This is a genomic window from Acinetobacter sp. YT-02 (genome assembly GCF_002412355.1).
In the GTDB taxonomy this organism is placed as follows: Bacteria; Pseudomonadota; Gammaproteobacteria; order Pseudomonadales; family Moraxellaceae; genus Acinetobacter; species Acinetobacter towneri.
Window position 1 is genome coordinate 18543 of the sequence record NZ_NOZT01000007.1, and the last position, 17525, is coordinate 36067.

Consider the following 17525-nt stretch of genomic DNA (forward strand, 5'->3'; position numbering starts at 1 on the left):
GTTGTGCTTTAACCTTTGCCAGCACCCCGCAAAATCCTTATAATTGAGCACAATTTTTCTCTAATTTTAAGTGGATGACCATGAGTCGCGCCATATCGCATATTGATACCTTTCAAGGCTTAATTCTTGCCTTACAAAACTACTGGGCGGAGCAAGGCTGCGTCGTTTTACAACCTTACGATATGGAAATGGGGGCAGGTACATTCCACACTGCAACTTTTCTACGTGCTTTAGGTCCAGAAACATGGAATGCGGCGTATGTACAACCATCTCGTCGTCCTAAAGATGGTCGTTATGGCGAAAACCCGAACCGCTTACAACACTACTATCAATTTCAGGTGGTGCTGAAACCAAACCCAGACAACATTCAACAGTTGTATTTAGATTCTTTAAAAGCAATTGGAATTGACCCATTGGTGCATGACATTCGCTTTGTAGAGGATAACTGGGAATCTCCAACACTTGGCGCTTGGGGCTTAGGTTGGGAAGTATGGCTAAACGGCATGGAAGTGACTCAGTTTACTTACTTCCAGCAAGTCGGTGGTGTTGAATGCTACCCTGTAACAGGCGAAATCACCTACGGTCTTGAACGTCTGGCAATGTACTTGCAAGGTGTAGACTCAGTTTACGACTTGGTTTGGACTAAAGGACAGTTTGGTACTGTAACGTATGGCGATGTGTTCCATCAAAACGAAGTTGAACAATCGACCTATAACTTTGAATACGCACCTGTAGAAAAAATGTTTGAACTGTTTGACTTCTATGAAGTAGAAGCGAGCCGTTTAATTGCAGCAGAATTACCGCTACCTGCTTATGAGCAAGTGATTAAAGCATCTCACTGCTTTAACCTCTTGGATGCGCGCGGTGCAATTTCTGTGACTGAGCGTCAGCGTTATATTTTACGTGTCCGTACTTTGGCACGTTCTATTGCACAAAGTTATGTGGCTGCACGTGCAAAATTAGGCTTCCCAATGGCTGAACCGCATTTACGCGATGAAGTCTTGGCACAATTAAAAGCACAGGTTGAAGCGGAAGCCAAAGCGCAAAATACTGAGGAAAGCAAATAATGTCTAAACATACAGTTTTATTTGAACTCGGTTGCGAAGAACTCCCACCGAAAAGCTTAAAAACCTTACGTGATGCACTACTTGCAGAAACTGAAAAAGGTTTGAAAGATGCAGGCTTGGCTTTTGATGCAATTGAAGCCTATGCAGCACCACGTCGCTTGGCACTTAAAATTGCTAATGTCGATGCCGCACAAGCAGACACACAAAAACGCTTTGACGGCCCTGCTGTTCAAGCTGCTTACGATGCCGAAGGCAAACCAACCAAAGCCCTTGAAGGCTTTATGCGCGGTCAAGGCATTACGGTAGATCAAGTCTCTACATTCCAAGCAGGTAAAGTTGAAAAAGTGTGCTACTTAAAAGACGTGAAAGGTCAAAGCCTTGATGCGTTATTGCCACACATTTTACAAACAGCATTGGACAACCTGCCAATTGCAAAACGTATGCGTTCTGCTGCAAGCCGTACTGAATTTGTGCGCCCAGTAAAATGGGTCGTTTTACTTAAAGATCATCAAGTAATTGAAGCAACGATTCAAGACCATCAGGCAGCTAATGTCACTTATGGTCACCGCTTCCATGCCCCTGAAGCAATCAGACTACAACACGCCAATGACTATTTAGATGCGTTACGTGCGGCTAAAGTCATTGCGTCGTTTGAAGAGCGTCAAGCGATCATTGATCAGCAAGTAAAAGCATTAGCGGATGAAGTGAATGCGATTGCAATTGTGCCTAGCGACCTACGTGATGAAGTGACTGCATTGGTTGAATGGCCTGTTGCACTACGTGCCAGCTTTGAAGAACGCTTCCTTGCCGTTCCTCAAGAAGCCCTGATCACTACCATGCAGGATAACCAGAAGTATTTCTGTCTGGTGAATGCTGAAAACAAATTACAGCCTTACTTCATTACCGTTTCAAACATTGAGTCTAAAGATCCGACTCAAATTATTGAAGGTAATGAGAAAGTGGTTCGTCCACGTCTGTCAGATGCTGAGTTCTTCTTCCTGCAAGACCAGAAACAGCCATTAGCTTCTCGTAAAGAGAAACTGGCCAACATGGTATTCCAGGCACAACTGGGTACTTTGTGGAACAAGTCTGAACGTATTGCTAAACTGGCTGTCGCACTTGCTCCGATTACGGGTGCAAAAGCTGAAGATGCTGAAAAAGCTGCCCTGCTTGCAAAATGCGACTTAACTTCTGAGTTAGTAGGTGAATTCCCAGAACTTCAAGGCATCGCGGGTACTTACTACGCACGTCTTGAAGGTGAAAATGATGAAGTGGCTGAATCTTTAGGTGAGCAATATTTACCTAAATTCGCGGGTGACGTTCTGCCTAAAACCAAAACGGGTACAACGATTGCCCTTGCGGATCGTCTAGATACTTTAACTGGTATTTTCGGTATTGGTCAGGCACCTACAGGTTCTAAAGACCCATTTGCATTGCGTCGTTCTGCGATTGGTATTTTGCGCCTTGTAACAGAAAACGGTTTAGATGTTTCAATTGAAGACTTAATTAAGCTAGGTTTGGCTGCTTATGGCGATGTATTAAAAGACCACGACAAGACGTTAGCGGATGCTGTTGCATTCCTTGAAGGTCGTTACCGTGCGAAATATGAAGACCAAGGCGTTGCTGTTGATGTGATTCAAGCAGTTCAAGCTCTTTCTCCAAAATCGCCACTAGATTTTGATAAGCGTGTGAATGCAGTAAATCACTTCCGCGCCTTACCTGAAGCGGCTGCATTGGCTGCTGCAAACAAGCGTGTTGCCAACATTTTAGCCAAAGAAACCGCGCCTGAAGGAAGCGTCATTGAAGCAAACTTGGTGGAAGATGCAGAAAAAGCATTATTCGCTGAACTATCAAAAATCACACCTGTGGTTGAGCCGTTATTGGCAGCAAAAGACTACACCACTGCACTCTCTCAATTGGCTGCATTACGTGCGCCTATTGATGCTTTCTTTGACAGTGTGATGGTAATGGCTGATGATGCTGAGTTGAAAGCCAACCGCTTACGTTTACTCGCGCAGTTACGTGATTTATTTACACGTGTTGCAGATGTAAGTGTGTTGCAGCACTAAAGTCTTAATTACTTGTAAATTAAAAGAAACCCCGCTATTTTGATAGTGGGGTTTTTACATATTGATGAAAATGAAATTATCACAACCACAAAAAATCGTAGCATTTTTAAAATCAAATCCTAATCAAAAGTTTACAGCACGTAAAATTGCAGAAGCAATCCTAAACTTATACCCTCAAGATTACTTAGAAAAACGCAATAACCCTCGTTTTAGTACGGATGCTGAATTGATTAATCAAATTGTCGCTGAAATTGGCGCTCATAAAAATGCTATTTTAAAAGCTGAACCCCTCATACAATTACAAGACAAACCGCGACCACGCTTATATTGGTATGATCCTAATATCATATCGAACAGTTTAAAAATAGATACTCAAAATGAGCCTGCTGATTTCGATGACCAACAAGAAGTTATTTCAACACTCACCACTAAAATCCTTTCAGAATATGATTTATATCCTGTACTAATTGAATATTTATCAAAAGAACTACAACTTTTCAGCTTGAGAATCGACGAAAAGAAATCATCCAATAATCGTGGTCAAAACGGCAATCAATGGTTACACCCCGATATTGTTGCAATGCAACCCATTGATAAAAAATGGCATGAATTAATAAGAACTTGTGTTAAACATGGTTCTGGACAAAATGTGCGTTTATGGTCATTTGAAGTAAAAAAAGAATTAACAGGCTCAAATATCCGAAGTAGCTTTTTCCAAGCAGTCAGTAATTCCAGTTGGGCAAATGAGGGCTACCTAGTAGCAACCTCTATTTCAACAAATGAAGTTGAAGAAGAACTGCGTATGCTTTCAGCTTTACATGGTATAGGTGTAATTTTACTCAACCCAGAAAATCCAACAGAAAGTGAAATCCTTTTGCCAGCTCGACGACGTTCAGAGGTGGATTGGCAATCAATAAATCGAATTTTGACTGAAAACTTGGATTTTAAAAACTTTATAGAGTTGGTTTCTATCTACTATCAAACTGGACGTATTCGTTCACAAGATTGGAATCATTAATCTGTAGGCATTTCACTTCAGATTCCCTATACTCAACCTAACAACACTCAACAAGAAAACAAGCTTATGAAACTTAAAACACTCATTTTATCGGGTTTAACTTGCCTTTCTCTTAGTGCGTGTACTTCTGCACCTGTCATTCCACAGCTCACAGCAGGTGTTTTACAAGAAGTGAAAAATATTGAAGTTTACCCAGACACTGTCAATAACAGCGCCAAACTCACAAAATTTATTGATAAATGCGTGATCGAATTTACAGGCACACTGCAAGCAGGTCGTTCTATTGAACAATGGGCATTTAAAGGCAATGCATTAATTTCAGCTGGTTCTGCAACATTTGCACAAGATGGAACCAGCACAGCAACTAACTTTGACTTACATGATGCAACCGTGCAAAAAAACTTTATTACCCTACGCAACCATTTTCATAAAGATGCGCTTGCACAATGCAACTAAGCTAAAAACAGCTTTGAATGTATCTTGATGTAGCAAGATTGTTGGACTTTCAATATAAATGCAGCATCACTTGATATTTCAAACTAAGATGATAAAAGCAGTGTAGCCATTGCTGCCCTGCTTTAAAAACTCTCCAGAGTAACAAGACCCACAATTTTATGTGGGTCTTCTTCTTTAAGCCTGAAATGCTGCCATAATTTCAAATATTTTAAAGTTTCAATCACTGTAAATTTCACCTAAAAATACATCATACTTGCGAAAAATAAACACTGCAGATCATCTAGGCTTTATACAATGCAGTACATTCTATTCAAAACCTTTCAACGACCAGTATTCAGCATCCTAAGAGGCACAGCACAATGAAAAAGATCAATATCAGCATTTGTATTGGACTATTGCTCAGTAGTGCTTCAGTGTGGGCACAAAGTAGTGATACGCAACCTCAAAGCAACAAACCAATTCAGCCTTATGCAGACAATCCAAACCTCTTGCATGTTTGGGCATATAAAACTCAGGAAGGTGTGATTCAGGCTGCACAAAAAGTTGGTGAAGTAACCGAAAAAGGTATTGAAAAAATTCGCCCATCCGCACATCAAGCTTTAGACAACGCCAAGCAATTAGGCAGTCAGGGTGCGGCTCAAGCCAAACATACCGGGCAGCAACTGGCCAACAATGTAAATACTAAAATTCAGGAAACCAAAGAAGTGATTACGGGACAAAGTGATCATGCCGTACCTATCTATCAAGCACCATTAAGCGCGCCTTCGCAGAATATCGCCCCTGCAGCCACCATTGCCGCACCTACTCAAGAAGCACAGACTCAGGCTGCACCAAATGCAGAGGCTGAAGAAGAAATTAAAGTGATCAAGCTATAATTTTTTTGATTTATTTTATTGGTTTGCTTGAAAAGCACAAAAATAACTCAGTGCAAATAAAAAAGCCTGCATTTAATCTGCAGGCTTATTCATGTGATAGCGTATCGATTTTTGAACTTGTCGGAATACATAAGCGCCTAATCCCAACAATACAAACAAACCTAAAGCGAAAAATAGATAAGCCTTCGGCTCAGGCGCATCTACAAATAAAGTCGCAGATAAAATGAAACTGGACAGCAAAACAAGCACAGCAGGCATCAACAACTTGGTCATACATACTACCCTTGGAATGATCAACAAAACCATGTTTTAAGATCATCTTAGCCCAATGGCAAAACAATACAAGTGTCTAAAGTTTAAACCATCTAAATCATGGATCAAACTTTGCAGCTTACTGTTCCAGTTCTAGGGTAAATTTGGCAGTATCTGGCAAATCTTCCACAAAGTCATTGCCGCCAAACTCATCACTGCTCAGGTTCAAATCTTTATAGCTCAACACAAAATAGTCGCTATATTTTTTCAATATTAAGGGGTGCATGCCTGCAGCAAGCGCATCTTGTTCCTTGCATAGTTTCATGACATGACGATCATTCATACTAATTAAATAGCGTTCATCATTCAGATAAATTTGCACCAAACCACTGCACTTTGCATAAATCGGAATCAGGAATTTATGGTTCAAAGCAATCGCATGTGCGGCATAGCTCTCAATTTTTTGGCTGATGATGTTAAATACCAAACCATGACCAAAATGGTCGAGCAAGACATTACGATTTTCATACGGCAACTGAATTTGTAAGCCAAGTTTGTTTAAATCGTGCTGATCGACCTGTTTATTACTAAGCAAAGAGCGAATCAGGTTTTGTTTTAACTTGGCATCAAAGAAGTTACTGTCTAGCTGTAAGTTATTGTATTTTAAAATACGACCTAAAGACCAACGATGATTCGGCAAGACATTTTCAATCACTTTACGATAGTAAAACTTGCTGTTCTTTTTCACCTTGCGAATTTTTTGGTAAAAGAACGGCGCATCAAAAGGATGGGTTAAAAAGTCATTCAGTAATTCAGAGTTGGCTAAAATCGCAATTGCATCATGCCCTGTAAATGGCAAATGTAAGGTATGTAAATGCGGAATTAAAGGCTGAATTTTTAAATAATGCCCACGATCTTCAGGATAATATTGGTCATAGACCACAATATATTCACGGTGTGCCGATACATCTTGCGCTTGAATGCGCATATTGGCATTTAAGTCAGCATGATAAAACATGTTATAGCGTGGGTCGTGAATATCTTCAGGGTCAATTGAATACTGCGGCACCAAAGCCACAATACGGTTTAAATCCAGCAAATTGGAATATTTAATTGCTGCATAGCCGCCCATTGAGCCGCCATAGCCCACTCGAATTTTAAACGGGGCAATCAGGTCTTGAATGGCTGCCAACATGGCACGCATAGAAGCTTCAGGAAACCATGATTTTTCCTTAGGCATGACCCCAATCACATTAAAATGAAACTTTTCCAGTGATTTTTCGGCATTAATAGACGTTCCTTTGGCCCGTGTAATTAAATCGCCAAAAGAAAAAATCAGCTCCTGAGATGAGCCTTTCATGAAAATAGCGCGGATATGTCCGTCTTCAAAAATTATGTGTTTATCCATTCCCACACCGACGCCAAGGCGCTGAATTAAACCGTTACTTTAAACCTGATTACACTGTACACAAGTTCAAAAGTGAATATGTTATTTTATAGATGCACAGCAGATTAAAAATCGCAAAATATGACACAATCTCTACACCCTGCCGCACAACAAGGCTTTGTTTTAGGGGCAAACCTATATTAACAAGTTCGCCCCAGTTACCCGCAAGAAATTGATATTTTCCTGCAAGATCAGCTCCAAGTTCCACTGAATAGCAATATGGTAGACCTAGGTTCTGGTACAGGAAAGTTCCTGCCACATTTGCTCAAACTGACAACTGAGCTTATAGCGGTAGATCCGATTGCCAGTATGTTAGCCGAATTAAAGCAACTTTACCCGCAAGTTGCGACAATTCAGGCACGAAGTGAGCAATTACCACTGCACGATCAATGTGCAGATTTGGTGAGCTGTGCACAATCTTTTCATTGGTTTGCCAACCTACAAAGTTTAAAGGAAATTCACCGAATCTTAAAACCTCAAGGTTATTTGCTGTTAATTTGGAATCAACGTGATATTTCGGTCAATTGGGTGAATGCACTGGCACAGATGATTTTGCCTTTTGAGGGCGATACACCGCGTTTTCACAATCAGGACTGGCGTCAGGTATTTACCGATACAGATTTATTCCAACTTACTCACGAGCAGAAATTTCATCACACGCATGTTGGTACAGTTGAACAAGTCGTGTCTAAGCGTTTGCTTTCGACCAGTTTCATTGCTGCAATGCCAACTGAACAGCAACAACAACTCAAAACACAATTTGAACAATTAGTATTAGAATATACGAATAAGCATGTGCAAGATGAAATTGAATTTCCCTATTGCACACATGTGTATGTCTATCAAAAAGTTGAATGAGAGGGAGCAAATAAATGCAAATAACCTTTAAACACGCGATTGCTCCCTTAACAATTTTTTTGGCGTTCTCCCTCAGCGCTTGCGAGCGCAGCAAAGTAGAACATGCAGACAAACTCAGCCCTGAAGATCAAATCATGCAAACTCAGGTCGAGCAAGCCGCGATTCAGCCCTTTGAAATGACTGCGGATGACCCGCATGATATTCAATTGCTGATGGATTATGAACAACGCCATGACCAAATGAGCAATGATTTGGAAGATGAGTTAGAACGCTTGCATGAAAGCCAACAACTCGATGCTGCATTTGCACAAAATCGCCTGCAGGACAACATTCAATCTGCCTTGAGTATGCTCAAAGAACTGGATTTAAAGACACCGCAAGGGCGTTATATTCAAGGCCTAATGAGTCATTATTGGGAACAGCAAGCGCAATATCTAGCAACTCAAAATACAACTTCTGCACCTTATCCTGTCAGTAAAGAACAACGTCAGCAAGGCTTAGCAGACTTGCTACAGGCGCAGCAACAACTAGAACATTGGCGTGGGCAATATCCACAACTTGATGAATAACGTGTTTTACGGACGCTGCTGTAAATACTGATGCACTCCTTCAGCGGCAGCGCGTCCTGTAGCAAAACAGGCAGTCAGCAAATAGCCGCCCGTTGGCGCATCCCAATCCAGCATTTCACCACAGAGAAAAACGTGTGGATTGGAATTTAACTGCAATTGTGCAGATAAAACCTCGCGTTTAACTCCGCCCGCGCAGCTAATTGCTTCTTCAATAGGACGAAAACCTTTTAAAGGTACCGTTAAATTTTTAATCTGCTGCGCTAGTTGCATAGGCTGCTGCCAAAGGGCTTTATCCACCAACTCACGCACGACTGCAGACTTCACGGCATCCAAACCCGCCTTGCGCCAAATATTGCTTACAGACTGTTTTTTGGAAGGTTGTAACTTTTGGCAGAGTTGCTCAATGGTTAAATCGGGCAACAAATCCAGTTGTAACTGCAGCGGTAGATGTGCCTGCTGCAACTGACGCAACGCGCGCCCTTGCTTATAAATTAAGCCACTTTCCAAACCATAATGGCTAATCACAATATCGCCCATGCTCGGTTCAGCACCGCTCACCCATGCTTGTACACGTTTTAAAGGTTGCCCAAAAACAGGCTGCATATAGTTAGACCAGTGACATTCCACCCCTGCATTGCTGGCTTGGAAAGGCTGAATTTCATTGGCAGATAACCAACGCTGCCATGCACCATCGCTACCTAATTTCGACCACGACACTGCCCCACATGCCATCACAATGGCGGCAAATTGCTGTTGTTCAATGTGACCTGTACTTAGATTTTGAATACTGAGTTGATTATTATTTAAATCACAGACCTGATGCCGATAATGAAACTGCACGCCTGCATCAACCAAGCGTTTTAACCATGCGCGTAGCAAAGGTGCGGCTTTCATTTCTTGTGGGAAAATCCGCCCCGATGAACCTACATAAGACTGAATCCCTAAACTCTGCATCCAGTTTTGAATCCAAGCCGCATCCCATTGTTGAATCCACGGCGCCAACCATTCCGTCTGATCATAACGCTGAACAAATTGTGCAATCGGTTCGGCATGTGAAATATTCAGACCTGTTTTACCCGCCATCAAAAACTTACGTGCCGCGGAAGGTTTTTGCTCATAGACATGCACATCATAGGCATACTGACTCAGCACTTCGGCAGCCATTAGCCCTGCTGGTCCTGCTCCTATAATTGCAATGCGCTGTTTCATGCCTGTTTACTCAGTTGTTGCACTTGAGTCTGCAGAAACTTTCGCCTCAACTGCAGCAGGTGTTAAAGTTGGCTGCTGTCCTTGCAAAGGCTGAAAATCATCAAAACGGGTTGTATAAGCCGCAGGTTTGGTGATCAGCAGTTCCTGACAACGCTCACCACGTGCTAAATATTTGATTTCAAAGTGAGTGCGTGCTGAATCTACTGGAACATCCTGCTGAATAAATGGCAATTTCCACACTTCAATCAGCTGTTGCTGTGCTTCTGCAATATATTCAGGAATATTACTTACTAAAGTAATACTGCCGCCTGCTTTTAAACGCGACAATAAAAACTCAAAAAACGGCATATTCAACCAACGCTGGGTGGCATTATGCGGTTCTGGATTCGGATATAAAATAAAGAATTGCTCAACTTGAGCAGGAAATAAAGCATGCACAATCCATGGAATGGCATCGGCATGAACAATCTGTAAGTTCTGCTGACCTTCAAGCTGATGCTGTTTTTGCATCGCCAAAAATTTTTCACGGGTGCGCTCAATTGCAATCAACTTGTGCTCAGGATGCTGCCCGCTAAACAATAAGGCGTGTTTACCTTTTCCAGCCCCAATTTCTACACAAACCGATTCATTGGCAATGGCTTGAAAATCACGAGGGGCATGCATACGCTGTGCTTGAAATTGACGAATTGGCATAATCAGATCAAACTTACAAAATTCAGCACAAGTCTACCAAGTCAGGTGCTATTTGCCTAATCCAATCCTGCATTTTTCATTTGGAGTTGATCATGCCACGCACTTTTCCTTGCCCACGTTGTGGCGAACCTTCGCAATGGGAAAACAATCCATTTCGTCCTTTTTGTTCCGAACGTTGCAAGCTCATTGATTTAGGTGCATGGGCAAATGATGAATACAGACTGCCAACGCAGGACGCGCCTCAAGCAGAAAATTCTGAAGAATAAGCAATAAATTTCCACGCCAAATATTGCCTAAAACTACACGCAGTTTCATGGAATTTTTCACATTTTTAGAAAAATTATTCAAAATTTAGTTGTTCTATAATTGCTTTCAGCAGAAATAGCACAGGTTATACTTTGCACTGTTCGTGACTTCGTCACTGCACATAACAATAAAGAAAGCAAAAATAACTTAGGAACATCTCACCATGGAAATCATGTTAAAAGGAATTGTAATGCTGTGTATTTTACTCTCTACCAGCAGTTTAGGCTTTGGACTGTATGCGCATGACTCACTCATGCTGTGCATAGGCATATTACTGACAATTTTTACAATGCTGTTTGCAATTGAAAGCAAACAAATGCTAAATAATCCCTTTCGCAAATAAAAAAGTCAGCGACTGCTGACTTTTTCTTAAAGCATAAATACACACTGCTTTTAACCTGCTTGCCCCGCCACAAAAGGGTTGTTCTGTTTTTCAAATCCAATGGTACTGATGGGACCATGCCCCGAAATAAACTGAGTGTCATCGGGCAAACTAAAACATTCGCGCTGAATTGAATCTAGCAATTGTTGATGATTCCCACGTGGAAAATCGGTGCGTCCAATCGAGCCTTTAAATAGCACATCGCCTGTCCACAAGACGCCATATTTTGCATTATAAAACATCACATGGCCTGGGGTATGCCCTGGTGCATAACGCACTTCAAAGCTTTCTTGACCCAATTGCAGCACTTCACCACCCTCTAACCACTGTGTAACCGTGACTTGTTCAGGGATAGGAAAACCATAACGTGCAGACACTTCTTGCAGTTGATCTAACCAAAAAGCATCTTCTTTCTGTGGACCAATCACAGGAACATTCCAGTAATGTTGCAACGCACCAACAGCCCCCGCATGGTCTAAATGTCCATGCGTTAGCCATAAGGCTTTTACCGTTAAACCCAAAGCTTCTACCTCGGCTTTTAATTTTTCAGGTTCACCACCCGCATCAATCAAAACTGCTTCTTTGCTTTCTGCATCCCAAACAATTGAACAGTTTTGCTGAAAAGCGGTGACGGGAACAATTTTGACTTGCAACATAGGTCTAGACCTCAAAATTTAACAGGCGAGCTGAAGCTTTAAAGCCTCAAGATTAGCCTGAAGTAAATGATTGAGCAAATCCAAATGATCGGCACGGGTATTTAAGGCAGGAATATAGGCATATTGCTCGCCGCCTGCCTGCAAAAACAGCTCTGAATTTTGAATCGCTAATTCTTCTAGCGTTTCTAGACAATCTGCAGAAAAAGCAGGACTCATAATTTGCACCGACTTCACGCCCTGCTGTCCCCATTCTTCAAGTAAGACATCGGTATAGGGTTTGACCCATTCTTGTTTGCCAAAACGTGACTGGAAGCTAATTGCCCACTGATCATCATTTAAATTTAAAGCATCGGCAAGCAATTTGGCCGTGATCCGACAACGCTCTGCATACGGATCACCCTTATCGGCATACGGCTGTGGAATGCCATGAAACGACATCAATAATTTTTCTGCCACACCATGCTCGGCTTGAAATTCACGCACACTTTGCGCCAACGCCTGAATGTATAAAGGATGCTGATAATAATCACGAATGATGGATAAGCCTGGCAAATTACGCTGCTGTGGCACCCATTTGGCAACGGCATCATATAAAGGTGCAGTCGAAGTTGCCGAATATTGTGGAAATAAAGGGAACAAAATCACGTGATCTTGAGGATTTTGACTCAAAGCTGCCAAAGCCTGTTGAATACCCGGATTGCCATAGGTCATTACCGGTAGAATATTCAATTCAAACTCAGGATATAGCGGCAATAACTGCTGTTTTAAAGCATCAACCTGTTGCAACAAAATTTCCCGCATCGGTGAATCTTGCTGCCAGACCATGGCATAAGCATGTGCAACACGCTTAGGACGAAATGGCAAAATGAATAAGTTCAAAATGATTTGCCAAATCGGTTTTGGAATTTCAATCACCCGTTGATCGGATAAAAACTGCTTTAAAAAACGGCGAACCGCTGCTGCAGTCGGTTCATCAGGCGTACCTAAATTGGCTAAAAGAACGGTTACTTTGGGTTTTGCTGTAGACAACATCCAGCCCTCGTGTCTGATGATTGAGCCCGACTACTTTAACAGTTTTTTCACTCTGTATTGAGAGATTAATACGGTGTTTTAAATGAATAAACCCGATCGGTATCTAGCAAATTGCTCTCTAAAAGTTTTTGCGCTTTTGCCGTGGTTTGCCACAACATCCGCTGACGATCATCACGCCCCGCCTGCACAATCCAGTCATTTTGACGCATTTGCATTTTAATCTGATGCAAGGCCCGAATATTGATTTGGGCACGTGCAACTGCATGCGCACGTGGCATGATCCGACGTGCATCCTCCAAACCAGTTTCATTCAAATATTCATTCATGCGTTTCGAAAAATATTCTTCAGGGGTTGGATGAATAAAAGTATTGCCTAAAATTGCCAACAACTGCGCCCAACTTAAACTTCGCTCAACTTTCAGCTCTCTAAAGTTACCATCCTGATAGGCATGCATGCGATATTCAAAACGATATGATTCATTCATCGACACTTTAGATACGCTTAGAAACGGGTCTGCTTCGCGCTGTCCCACATCGGTTTCCAGCTGACGTAACTTACTTTTTAAACGTTCAATTTCATCATGCAAAGCTTGTGTATTTTGCGGGCGCACCCAACCAGAAGTCGGATAACGTTCTAGCATTTGCGACATATTAAAGCGGACAGCAAGCTCTAAATCACGCAGAGTGCGGTAGCTAAACACCTGATCGACTTCTTGTTGTAATAATTTACGGAACTCTTTGAATTTTTCACGCAATTCAGGTTTTTCATCATGTAAAGATGAATCACGTGAATCTGGGTCTTCGTGCATAAATACAATGATCGGCTTTTGCTTGGTGACTGCATAAATATACTCTAAATGCATATACCCCACGCCCGACACCGATTGCTCACCGTACTGGCTGCCCAATAGAATCACCACATAATCACAATCATCAATTTGACGGCGTGCAAATGCAGTGCTGAGTGGGGTACGTTGTTCTAAACCCCACGAAAAAAAACCCATTCCCACCAATGTTTGTGCCAAGATCACTCGTTCTGGCTGCATATCTGCCCCAGACGTCGAGATAAAGACCTGATAGCGCTTATCGAGCATTGGTTTCCCCTCTCCTATTGCCATTACAAGTCGGTCACCGTCTACTTGTAATGCCTTTCCCCAATCATAAAAAAATTATCTTAAAGTCAGTCCACAGTACTCACATTTGCGATACTCCAAGAAATATTGCCTGGAATAAGATGCTGCAACACGGGCTTTAATTGTTCTGCATTGTTCCCGCTGACATAACACGCAATTTGTAAAGTATCTGCCAAACTTTGTTCAAATAATAACTCATTTTTAATTAAAATGCGGGAAGTTTGACGCGCAACGGCAATTCCTGAGTCAATTAATGTCAGTTTCTGACCAAAAATGGACTCAATCGCAGGTTTTAGGAAAGGATAATGGGTACAACCGAGCACCAAATAGTCCGCGCCCTGATCGACCACAGGTTGCAAACTCTGCTGTAAGGAACTTAAACATGCCTCACTCATTTGCGCCCCTTGCTCAACAAAAGGCACTAAATCTAGATTGGTGACATTCAAGACTTGCACTTGAGCAGGAATCGCAAAACGCTGCATCACATCTTTAATAAGTTGTCCGCGAAAAGTCGCAGGCGTCGCAAGTACAGCCACAGTTTTGCTTTGGCTATTTAATACGGCAGGCTTTAAAGCAGGCACTAAACCAATAATGGGAAAATCTTCGCCGTAATGATCGCGCAGATAATCTAGACTAAAAGCAGAAGCAGTATTACACGCCACGACCGCAACTTTACAACCTTGTCGATATAACCATTCGATTGCAGCTGCAGTGAGTTCTCGAATATTTTGATCATCACGTGGGCCATACGGCACATGTGCAGTATCGGCATAATAAAGGATGCGCTCATTGGGCAAATATTCTGCAATTTCAATGGCAACTGACAAGCCTCCTATGCCCGAATCAAAAATACCAATTGGCGCACTGGCTTGTGCTTTTGGCATGGCTTGATTTAAGGGAGAAACAGGATGAATGGCTGTCATAGCAAGAGATTCAGCAATACAAAATGGGATGAATAAAGCTTAAACCTCAGCTGCTTAAATGCAAGTGCAAATCACCACTTTTCAACGATAAAATCGTTTCGCCCTGCGCATTTTCACTCAGCTCGCCCAATTCCACCAAATGTAAAAAAGCCGCACGCTGAATCAGGGCATTAATACCAAAACGCACATGCACATAAGGACGCAGCTCACCTGCATATTCACGCATAAAAATAGGATGCTCGGCATCAACAATCACAATATCCTGATGTGTAGTGATAAGTTGAATATAATTTTGCTGTCCGATTTCGACCACATCAACCTGATTGATGAACAAAGGCTCATCTTCTACCTGGATTTCAATTTGTTCCACTGGGGTTTTTAAATAAAACTTGCCCTGCTCTTTCCATAACACACTAGAAAACAGATCAACCAATGCCTGACGTTTGATCAATTGACCTTCGTGCCACCATTCTCCATTGGCTTTGACCAGCAAATCCATTGCCCCACAATGCTTTGGATGCCATTGCTCCAAAGGAGGGATTGATCTTTTGTGACCTGACTGTCCAGTTTTTATATATTGTGCAATGTGCATTAAATTTTTATTATCAGCCGTAGCTACATTTTCTGTCGGTTTGATTGAATTATCGTCATGCTTCATGCTGCAGTACCTTACTGACGGAAAAATAATACGATTCAGCCAATTGGCTAAGACTCGGTTTAAAACTATACTAGCTCACAATACTTACCCATACTGTAAAAGACACGATTAAATTTGTGTCTGGCAACTAAAAATACTCATGGCAGCACCGTTGCTTGATGCGGTTGCCACCTTCAATTATATGAGGAGTCCTACATGGAACACATCGAACGTGAATCGATGGAGTTTGACGTAGTCATCGTAGGCGCAGGCCCTGCGGGTCTTTCTGCTGCGATCAAAATTCGTCAACTTGCAATTGAAAACAATTTAAATGATCTGTCCGTTTGTGTGGTCGAAAAAGGCTCTGAAGTTGGTGCGCATATCCTTTCGGGTGCAATTCTTGAGCCTCGCGCCATCAACGAGTTATTTCCTAACTGGAAAGAAGAAGGTGCGCCTTTAAATGTGCCTGTGACTGAAGATAAAACTTTCTTCTTGATGTCACCTGAAAAAGCTCAGCAAGCACCGCATTGGATGGTGCCTAAAACCATGCATAACGATGGTAACTACGTGATCTCGTTAGGCAACGTGGTGCGTTGGTTAGGTCAAAAAGCCGAAGAATTAGAAGTTTCTATTTTCCCTGGCTTTGCGGCATCTGAAATTCTTTACCATGCCGATGGTACGGTTAAAGGCATCCAAACTGGTGACATGGGCATTGGTAAAGATGGCGAGCCAACGCATAACTTCACACCGGGTTATGAACTACATGCCAAATACACCATTTTCGCAGAAGGCTGTCGTGGTCATTTAGGTAAGCGTTTAATCCAGCAATTCAATTTGGATAAAGATGCCGATCCGCAACACTACGGGATTGGTATTAAAGAACTTTGGGAAATTGACCCTGCAAAACACAAACCAGGTTTAGTCATGCACGGTGCAGGCTGGCCATTAAGTGAAACAGGTTCTTCAGGCGGTTGGTGGTTATACCACGCAGAAAACAACCAAGTGACTTTGGGTATGATTGTGGACTTGTCGTATACCAACCCACACATGTATCCATTTATGGAAATGCAGCGCTGGAAAACTCACCCTCTAATTAAACAGTATCTAGAAGGCGGCAAGCGTATTTCTTATGGTGCACGTGCTGTGACCAAAGGTGGCTTTAACTCATTGCCAAAATTCACCTTCCCAGGTGGTTCTTTAATTGGTGATGATGCAGGCTTCTTAAACTTTGCCAAAATCAAAGGCTCTCATACCGCCATGAAGTCTGGCATGCTTTGCGGTGAAGCAGTATTTGAAGCGATTGCTGCAGGTGTCGCAAAAGGCGGTGACTTGGCGATTGCTCGCGTAACTGAAGGCGAAGATTTCTTTGTGAAAGAGCTAACGGCTTACACTGAAAAATTCAACAACAGCTGGCTGAAAGAAGAACTTTATAGCGCACGTAACTTTGGCCCTGCAATGCATAAGTTTGGTCAATGGATGGGTGGTGCGTTTAACTTTATCGACCAGAACGTGTTTAAAGTACCATTTACTTTGCATGATTTAGTGCCTGATTTCAGCGCACTCAAAACTGTAGATGCAACCAGCTTTAAACCGAACTATCCAAAACCAGATGGCAAGCTGACTTTTGACCGTTTATCTTCAGTGTTTGTATCGAATACCGTACATGAAGAAAATCAGCCAGCACACTTAAAGTTGACAGATACCTCTATTCCAGTGAACGTAAACTTACCTAAATGGGATGAGCCTGCACAGCGCTACTGCCCTGCGGGTGTTTATGAAATCATGGAAAATGATGATGGTTCAAAACGCTTCCAGATTAACGCAGCCAACTGTGTTCACTGTAAGACTTGTGACATTAAAGACCCATCACAGAACATCACTTGGGTAACACCTGAAGGTGGCGGTGGTCCGAATTACCCGAATATGTAATTGCGAATCGCAAT

General features: G+C 42.2%; 17 protein-coding genes and 1 pseudogene. 9 read left to right on the forward strand and 9 right to left on the reverse strand.

Annotated elements, in window-relative coordinates; all coding sequences use genetic code 11:
- Positions 1 to 80: 80 nt before the first annotated feature.
- The 5 genes from glyQ to CF596_RS03940 all read left to right on the forward strand — a co-directional run bounded on the left by glyQ (position 81) and on the right by CF596_RS03940 (position 5485).
- Positions 81 to 1067: a glycine--tRNA ligase subunit alpha gene (gene glyQ / locus CF596_RS03920; RefSeq protein WP_004976017.1), complete on the forward strand. Its 987-nt coding sequence runs from the start codon at positions 81 to 83 to the stop codon at positions 1065 to 1067.
- Positions 1067 to 3136, forward strand: a complete 2070-nt coding sequence (gene glyS / locus CF596_RS03925) for a glycine--tRNA ligase subunit beta (protein ID WP_096901313.1) — start codon at positions 1067 to 1069, stop codon at positions 3134 to 3136. The genes glyQ and glyS overlap by 1 nt, the downstream gene beginning before the upstream one ends.
- 70 nt (positions 3137 to 3206) lie before the next feature.
- Positions 3207 to 4154: an HrgA protein gene (locus CF596_RS03930; protein ID WP_096901352.1), complete on the forward strand. Its 948-nt coding sequence runs from the start codon at positions 3207 to 3209 to the stop codon at positions 4152 to 4154.
- A gap of 66 nt (positions 4155 to 4220) precedes the next feature.
- Positions 4221 to 4610, forward strand: a complete 390-nt coding sequence (locus tag CF596_RS03935; protein WP_096901314.1) for a hypothetical protein — start codon at positions 4221 to 4223, stop codon at positions 4608 to 4610.
- Between the two features lie 359 nt (positions 4611 to 4969).
- Positions 4970 to 5485, forward strand: a complete 516-nt coding sequence (locus tag CF596_RS03940) for a hypothetical protein (protein WP_096901315.1) — start codon at positions 4970 to 4972, stop codon at positions 5483 to 5485.
- A gap of 72 nt (positions 5486 to 5557) precedes the next feature.
- On the opposite strand, the gene CF596_RS03945 is transcribed toward CF596_RS03940, so the two are convergent.
- On the reverse strand, positions 5558 to 5758 hold the full coding sequence (locus CF596_RS03945; RefSeq protein ID WP_096901316.1) for a hypothetical protein: 201 nt from the start codon (positions 5756 to 5758) through the stop codon (positions 5558 to 5560).
- A gap of 118 nt (positions 5759 to 5876) precedes the next feature.
- A complete protein-coding gene (locus CF596_RS03950; protein WP_096901317.1) occupies positions 5877 to 7145 on the reverse strand; it encodes a hypothetical protein in 1269 nt (422 codons plus the stop codon).
- 120 nt (positions 7146 to 7265) lie between these two features.
- Here CF596_RS03950 and CF596_RS03955 point away from each other — a divergent pair.
- Positions 7266 to 8042 (forward strand): annotated as a pseudogene (locus tag CF596_RS03955) (class I SAM-dependent methyltransferase).
- Between the two features lie 14 nt (positions 8043 to 8056).
- Complete coding sequence (locus CF596_RS03960) at positions 8057 to 8611, forward strand: hypothetical protein (RefSeq protein ID WP_096901318.1); 555 nt, start codon at positions 8057 to 8059, stop codon at positions 8609 to 8611.
- 6 nt (positions 8612 to 8617) lie between these two features.
- On the opposite strand, the gene CF596_RS03965 is transcribed toward CF596_RS03960, so the two are convergent.
- Both CF596_RS03965 and CF596_RS03970 read right to left on the reverse strand, forming a co-directional pair.
- A complete protein-coding gene (locus tag CF596_RS03965) occupies positions 8618 to 9820 on the reverse strand; it encodes a TIGR03862 family flavoprotein (RefSeq protein ID WP_096901319.1) in 1203 nt (400 codons plus the stop codon).
- Between the two features lie 6 nt (positions 9821 to 9826).
- Positions 9827 to 10519: a tRNA (guanine-N(7)-)-methyltransferase gene (locus tag CF596_RS03970; RefSeq protein ID WP_225530224.1), complete on the reverse strand. Its 693-nt coding sequence runs from the start codon at positions 10517 to 10519 to the stop codon at positions 9827 to 9829.
- Positions 10520 to 10605: 86 nt separating this feature from the next.
- Between CF596_RS03970 and CF596_RS03975 the strand changes: the two genes are divergently transcribed.
- A complete protein-coding gene (locus CF596_RS03975; protein WP_004975985.1) occupies positions 10606 to 10779 on the forward strand; it encodes a DNA gyrase inhibitor YacG in 174 nt (57 codons plus the stop codon).
- A 433-nt stretch (positions 10780 to 11212) separates the two neighbouring features.
- On the opposite strand, the gene CF596_RS03985 is transcribed toward CF596_RS03975, so the two are convergent.
- The 5 genes from CF596_RS03985 to CF596_RS04005 form a co-directional block, all read right to left on the reverse strand.
- Positions 11213 to 11857 (reverse strand): MBL fold metallo-hydrolase, encoded by a 645-nt coding sequence (locus CF596_RS03985; protein ID WP_096901322.1) that lies wholly within the window; start codon positions 11855 to 11857, stop codon positions 11213 to 11215.
- Positions 11858 to 11875: 18 nt separating this feature from the next.
- The gene (gene hemH, locus CF596_RS03990) at positions 11876 to 12889 is read right to left on the reverse strand and encodes a ferrochelatase (RefSeq protein ID WP_096901323.1); all 1014 of its coding nucleotides are present in this window, start codon (positions 12887 to 12889) and stop codon (positions 11876 to 11878) included.
- A 65-nt stretch (positions 12890 to 12954) separates the two neighbouring features.
- On the reverse strand, positions 12955 to 13983 hold the full coding sequence (locus CF596_RS03995) for a DUF4062 domain-containing protein (RefSeq protein ID WP_096901324.1): 1029 nt from the start codon (positions 13981 to 13983) through the stop codon (positions 12955 to 12957).
- Positions 13984 to 14069: 86 nt separating this feature from the next.
- Positions 14070 to 14945, reverse strand: coding sequence for a glutamate racemase (murI, locus tag CF596_RS04000; protein WP_004975969.1), 876 nt, complete (start codon positions 14943 to 14945; stop codon positions 14070 to 14072).
- Positions 14946 to 14991: 46 nt separating this feature from the next.
- Positions 14992 to 15603, reverse strand: coding sequence for a DUF1285 domain-containing protein (locus CF596_RS04005; RefSeq protein WP_004975967.1), 612 nt, complete (start codon positions 15601 to 15603; stop codon positions 14992 to 14994).
- A gap of 195 nt (positions 15604 to 15798) precedes the next feature.
- Here CF596_RS04005 and CF596_RS04010 point away from each other — a divergent pair, with 195 nt between their 5' ends.
- Complete coding sequence (locus CF596_RS04010) at positions 15799 to 17511, forward strand: electron transfer flavoprotein-ubiquinone oxidoreductase (protein WP_004975965.1); 1713 nt, start codon at positions 15799 to 15801, stop codon at positions 17509 to 17511.
- The last annotated feature ends 14 nt before the right edge of the window (positions 17512 to 17525 follow it).

Coding starts and splice junctions, on each gene's coding strand:
- glyQ (WP_004976017.1), top strand. CDS start 81: ATGAGTCGCGCCATATCGCATATTGATACCTTTCAAGGCTTAATTCTT.
- glyS (WP_096901313.1), top strand. CDS start 1,067: ATGTCTAAACATACAGTTTTATTTGAACTCGGTTGCGAAGAACTCCCA.
- CF596_RS03930 (WP_096901352.1), top strand. CDS start 3,207: ATGAAATTATCACAACCACAAAAAATCGTAGCATTTTTAAAATCAAAT.
- CF596_RS03935 (WP_096901314.1), top strand. CDS start 4,221: ATGAAACTTAAAACACTCATTTTATCGGGTTTAACTTGCCTTTCTCTT.
- CF596_RS03940 (WP_096901315.1), top strand. CDS start 4,970: ATGAAAAAGATCAATATCAGCATTTGTATTGGACTATTGCTCAGTAGT.
- CF596_RS03945 (WP_096901316.1), bottom strand. CDS start 5,758: ATGACCAAGTTGTTGATGCCTGCTGTGCTTGTTTTGCTGTCCAGTTTC.
- CF596_RS03950 (WP_096901317.1), bottom strand. CDS start 7,145: ATGGATAAACACATAATTTTTGAAGACGGACATATCCGCGCTATTTTC.
- CF596_RS03960 (WP_096901318.1), top strand. CDS start 8,057: ATGCAAATAACCTTTAAACACGCGATTGCTCCCTTAACAATTTTTTTG.
- CF596_RS03965 (WP_096901319.1), bottom strand. CDS start 9,820: ATGAAACAGCGCATTGCAATTATAGGAGCAGGACCAGCAGGGCTAATG.
- CF596_RS03975 (WP_004975985.1), top strand. CDS start 10,606: ATGCCACGCACTTTTCCTTGCCCACGTTGTGGCGAACCTTCGCAATGG.
- CF596_RS03985 (WP_096901322.1), bottom strand. CDS start 11,857: ATGTTGCAAGTCAAAATTGTTCCCGTCACCGCTTTTCAGCAAAACTGT.
- hemH (WP_096901323.1), bottom strand. CDS start 12,889: ATGTTGTCTACAGCAAAACCCAAAGTAACCGTTCTTTTAGCCAATTTA.
- CF596_RS03995 (WP_096901324.1), bottom strand. CDS start 13,983: ATGCTCGATAAGCGCTATCAGGTCTTTATCTCGACGTCTGGGGCAGAT.
- murI (WP_004975969.1), bottom strand. CDS start 14,945: ATGACAGCCATTCATCCTGTTTCTCCCTTAAATCAAGCCATGCCAAAA.
- CF596_RS04005 (WP_004975967.1), bottom strand. CDS start 15,603: ATGAAGCATGACGATAATTCAATCAAACCGACAGAAAATGTAGCTACG.
- CF596_RS04010 (WP_004975965.1), top strand. CDS start 15,799: ATGGAACACATCGAACGTGAATCGATGGAGTTTGACGTAGTCATCGTA.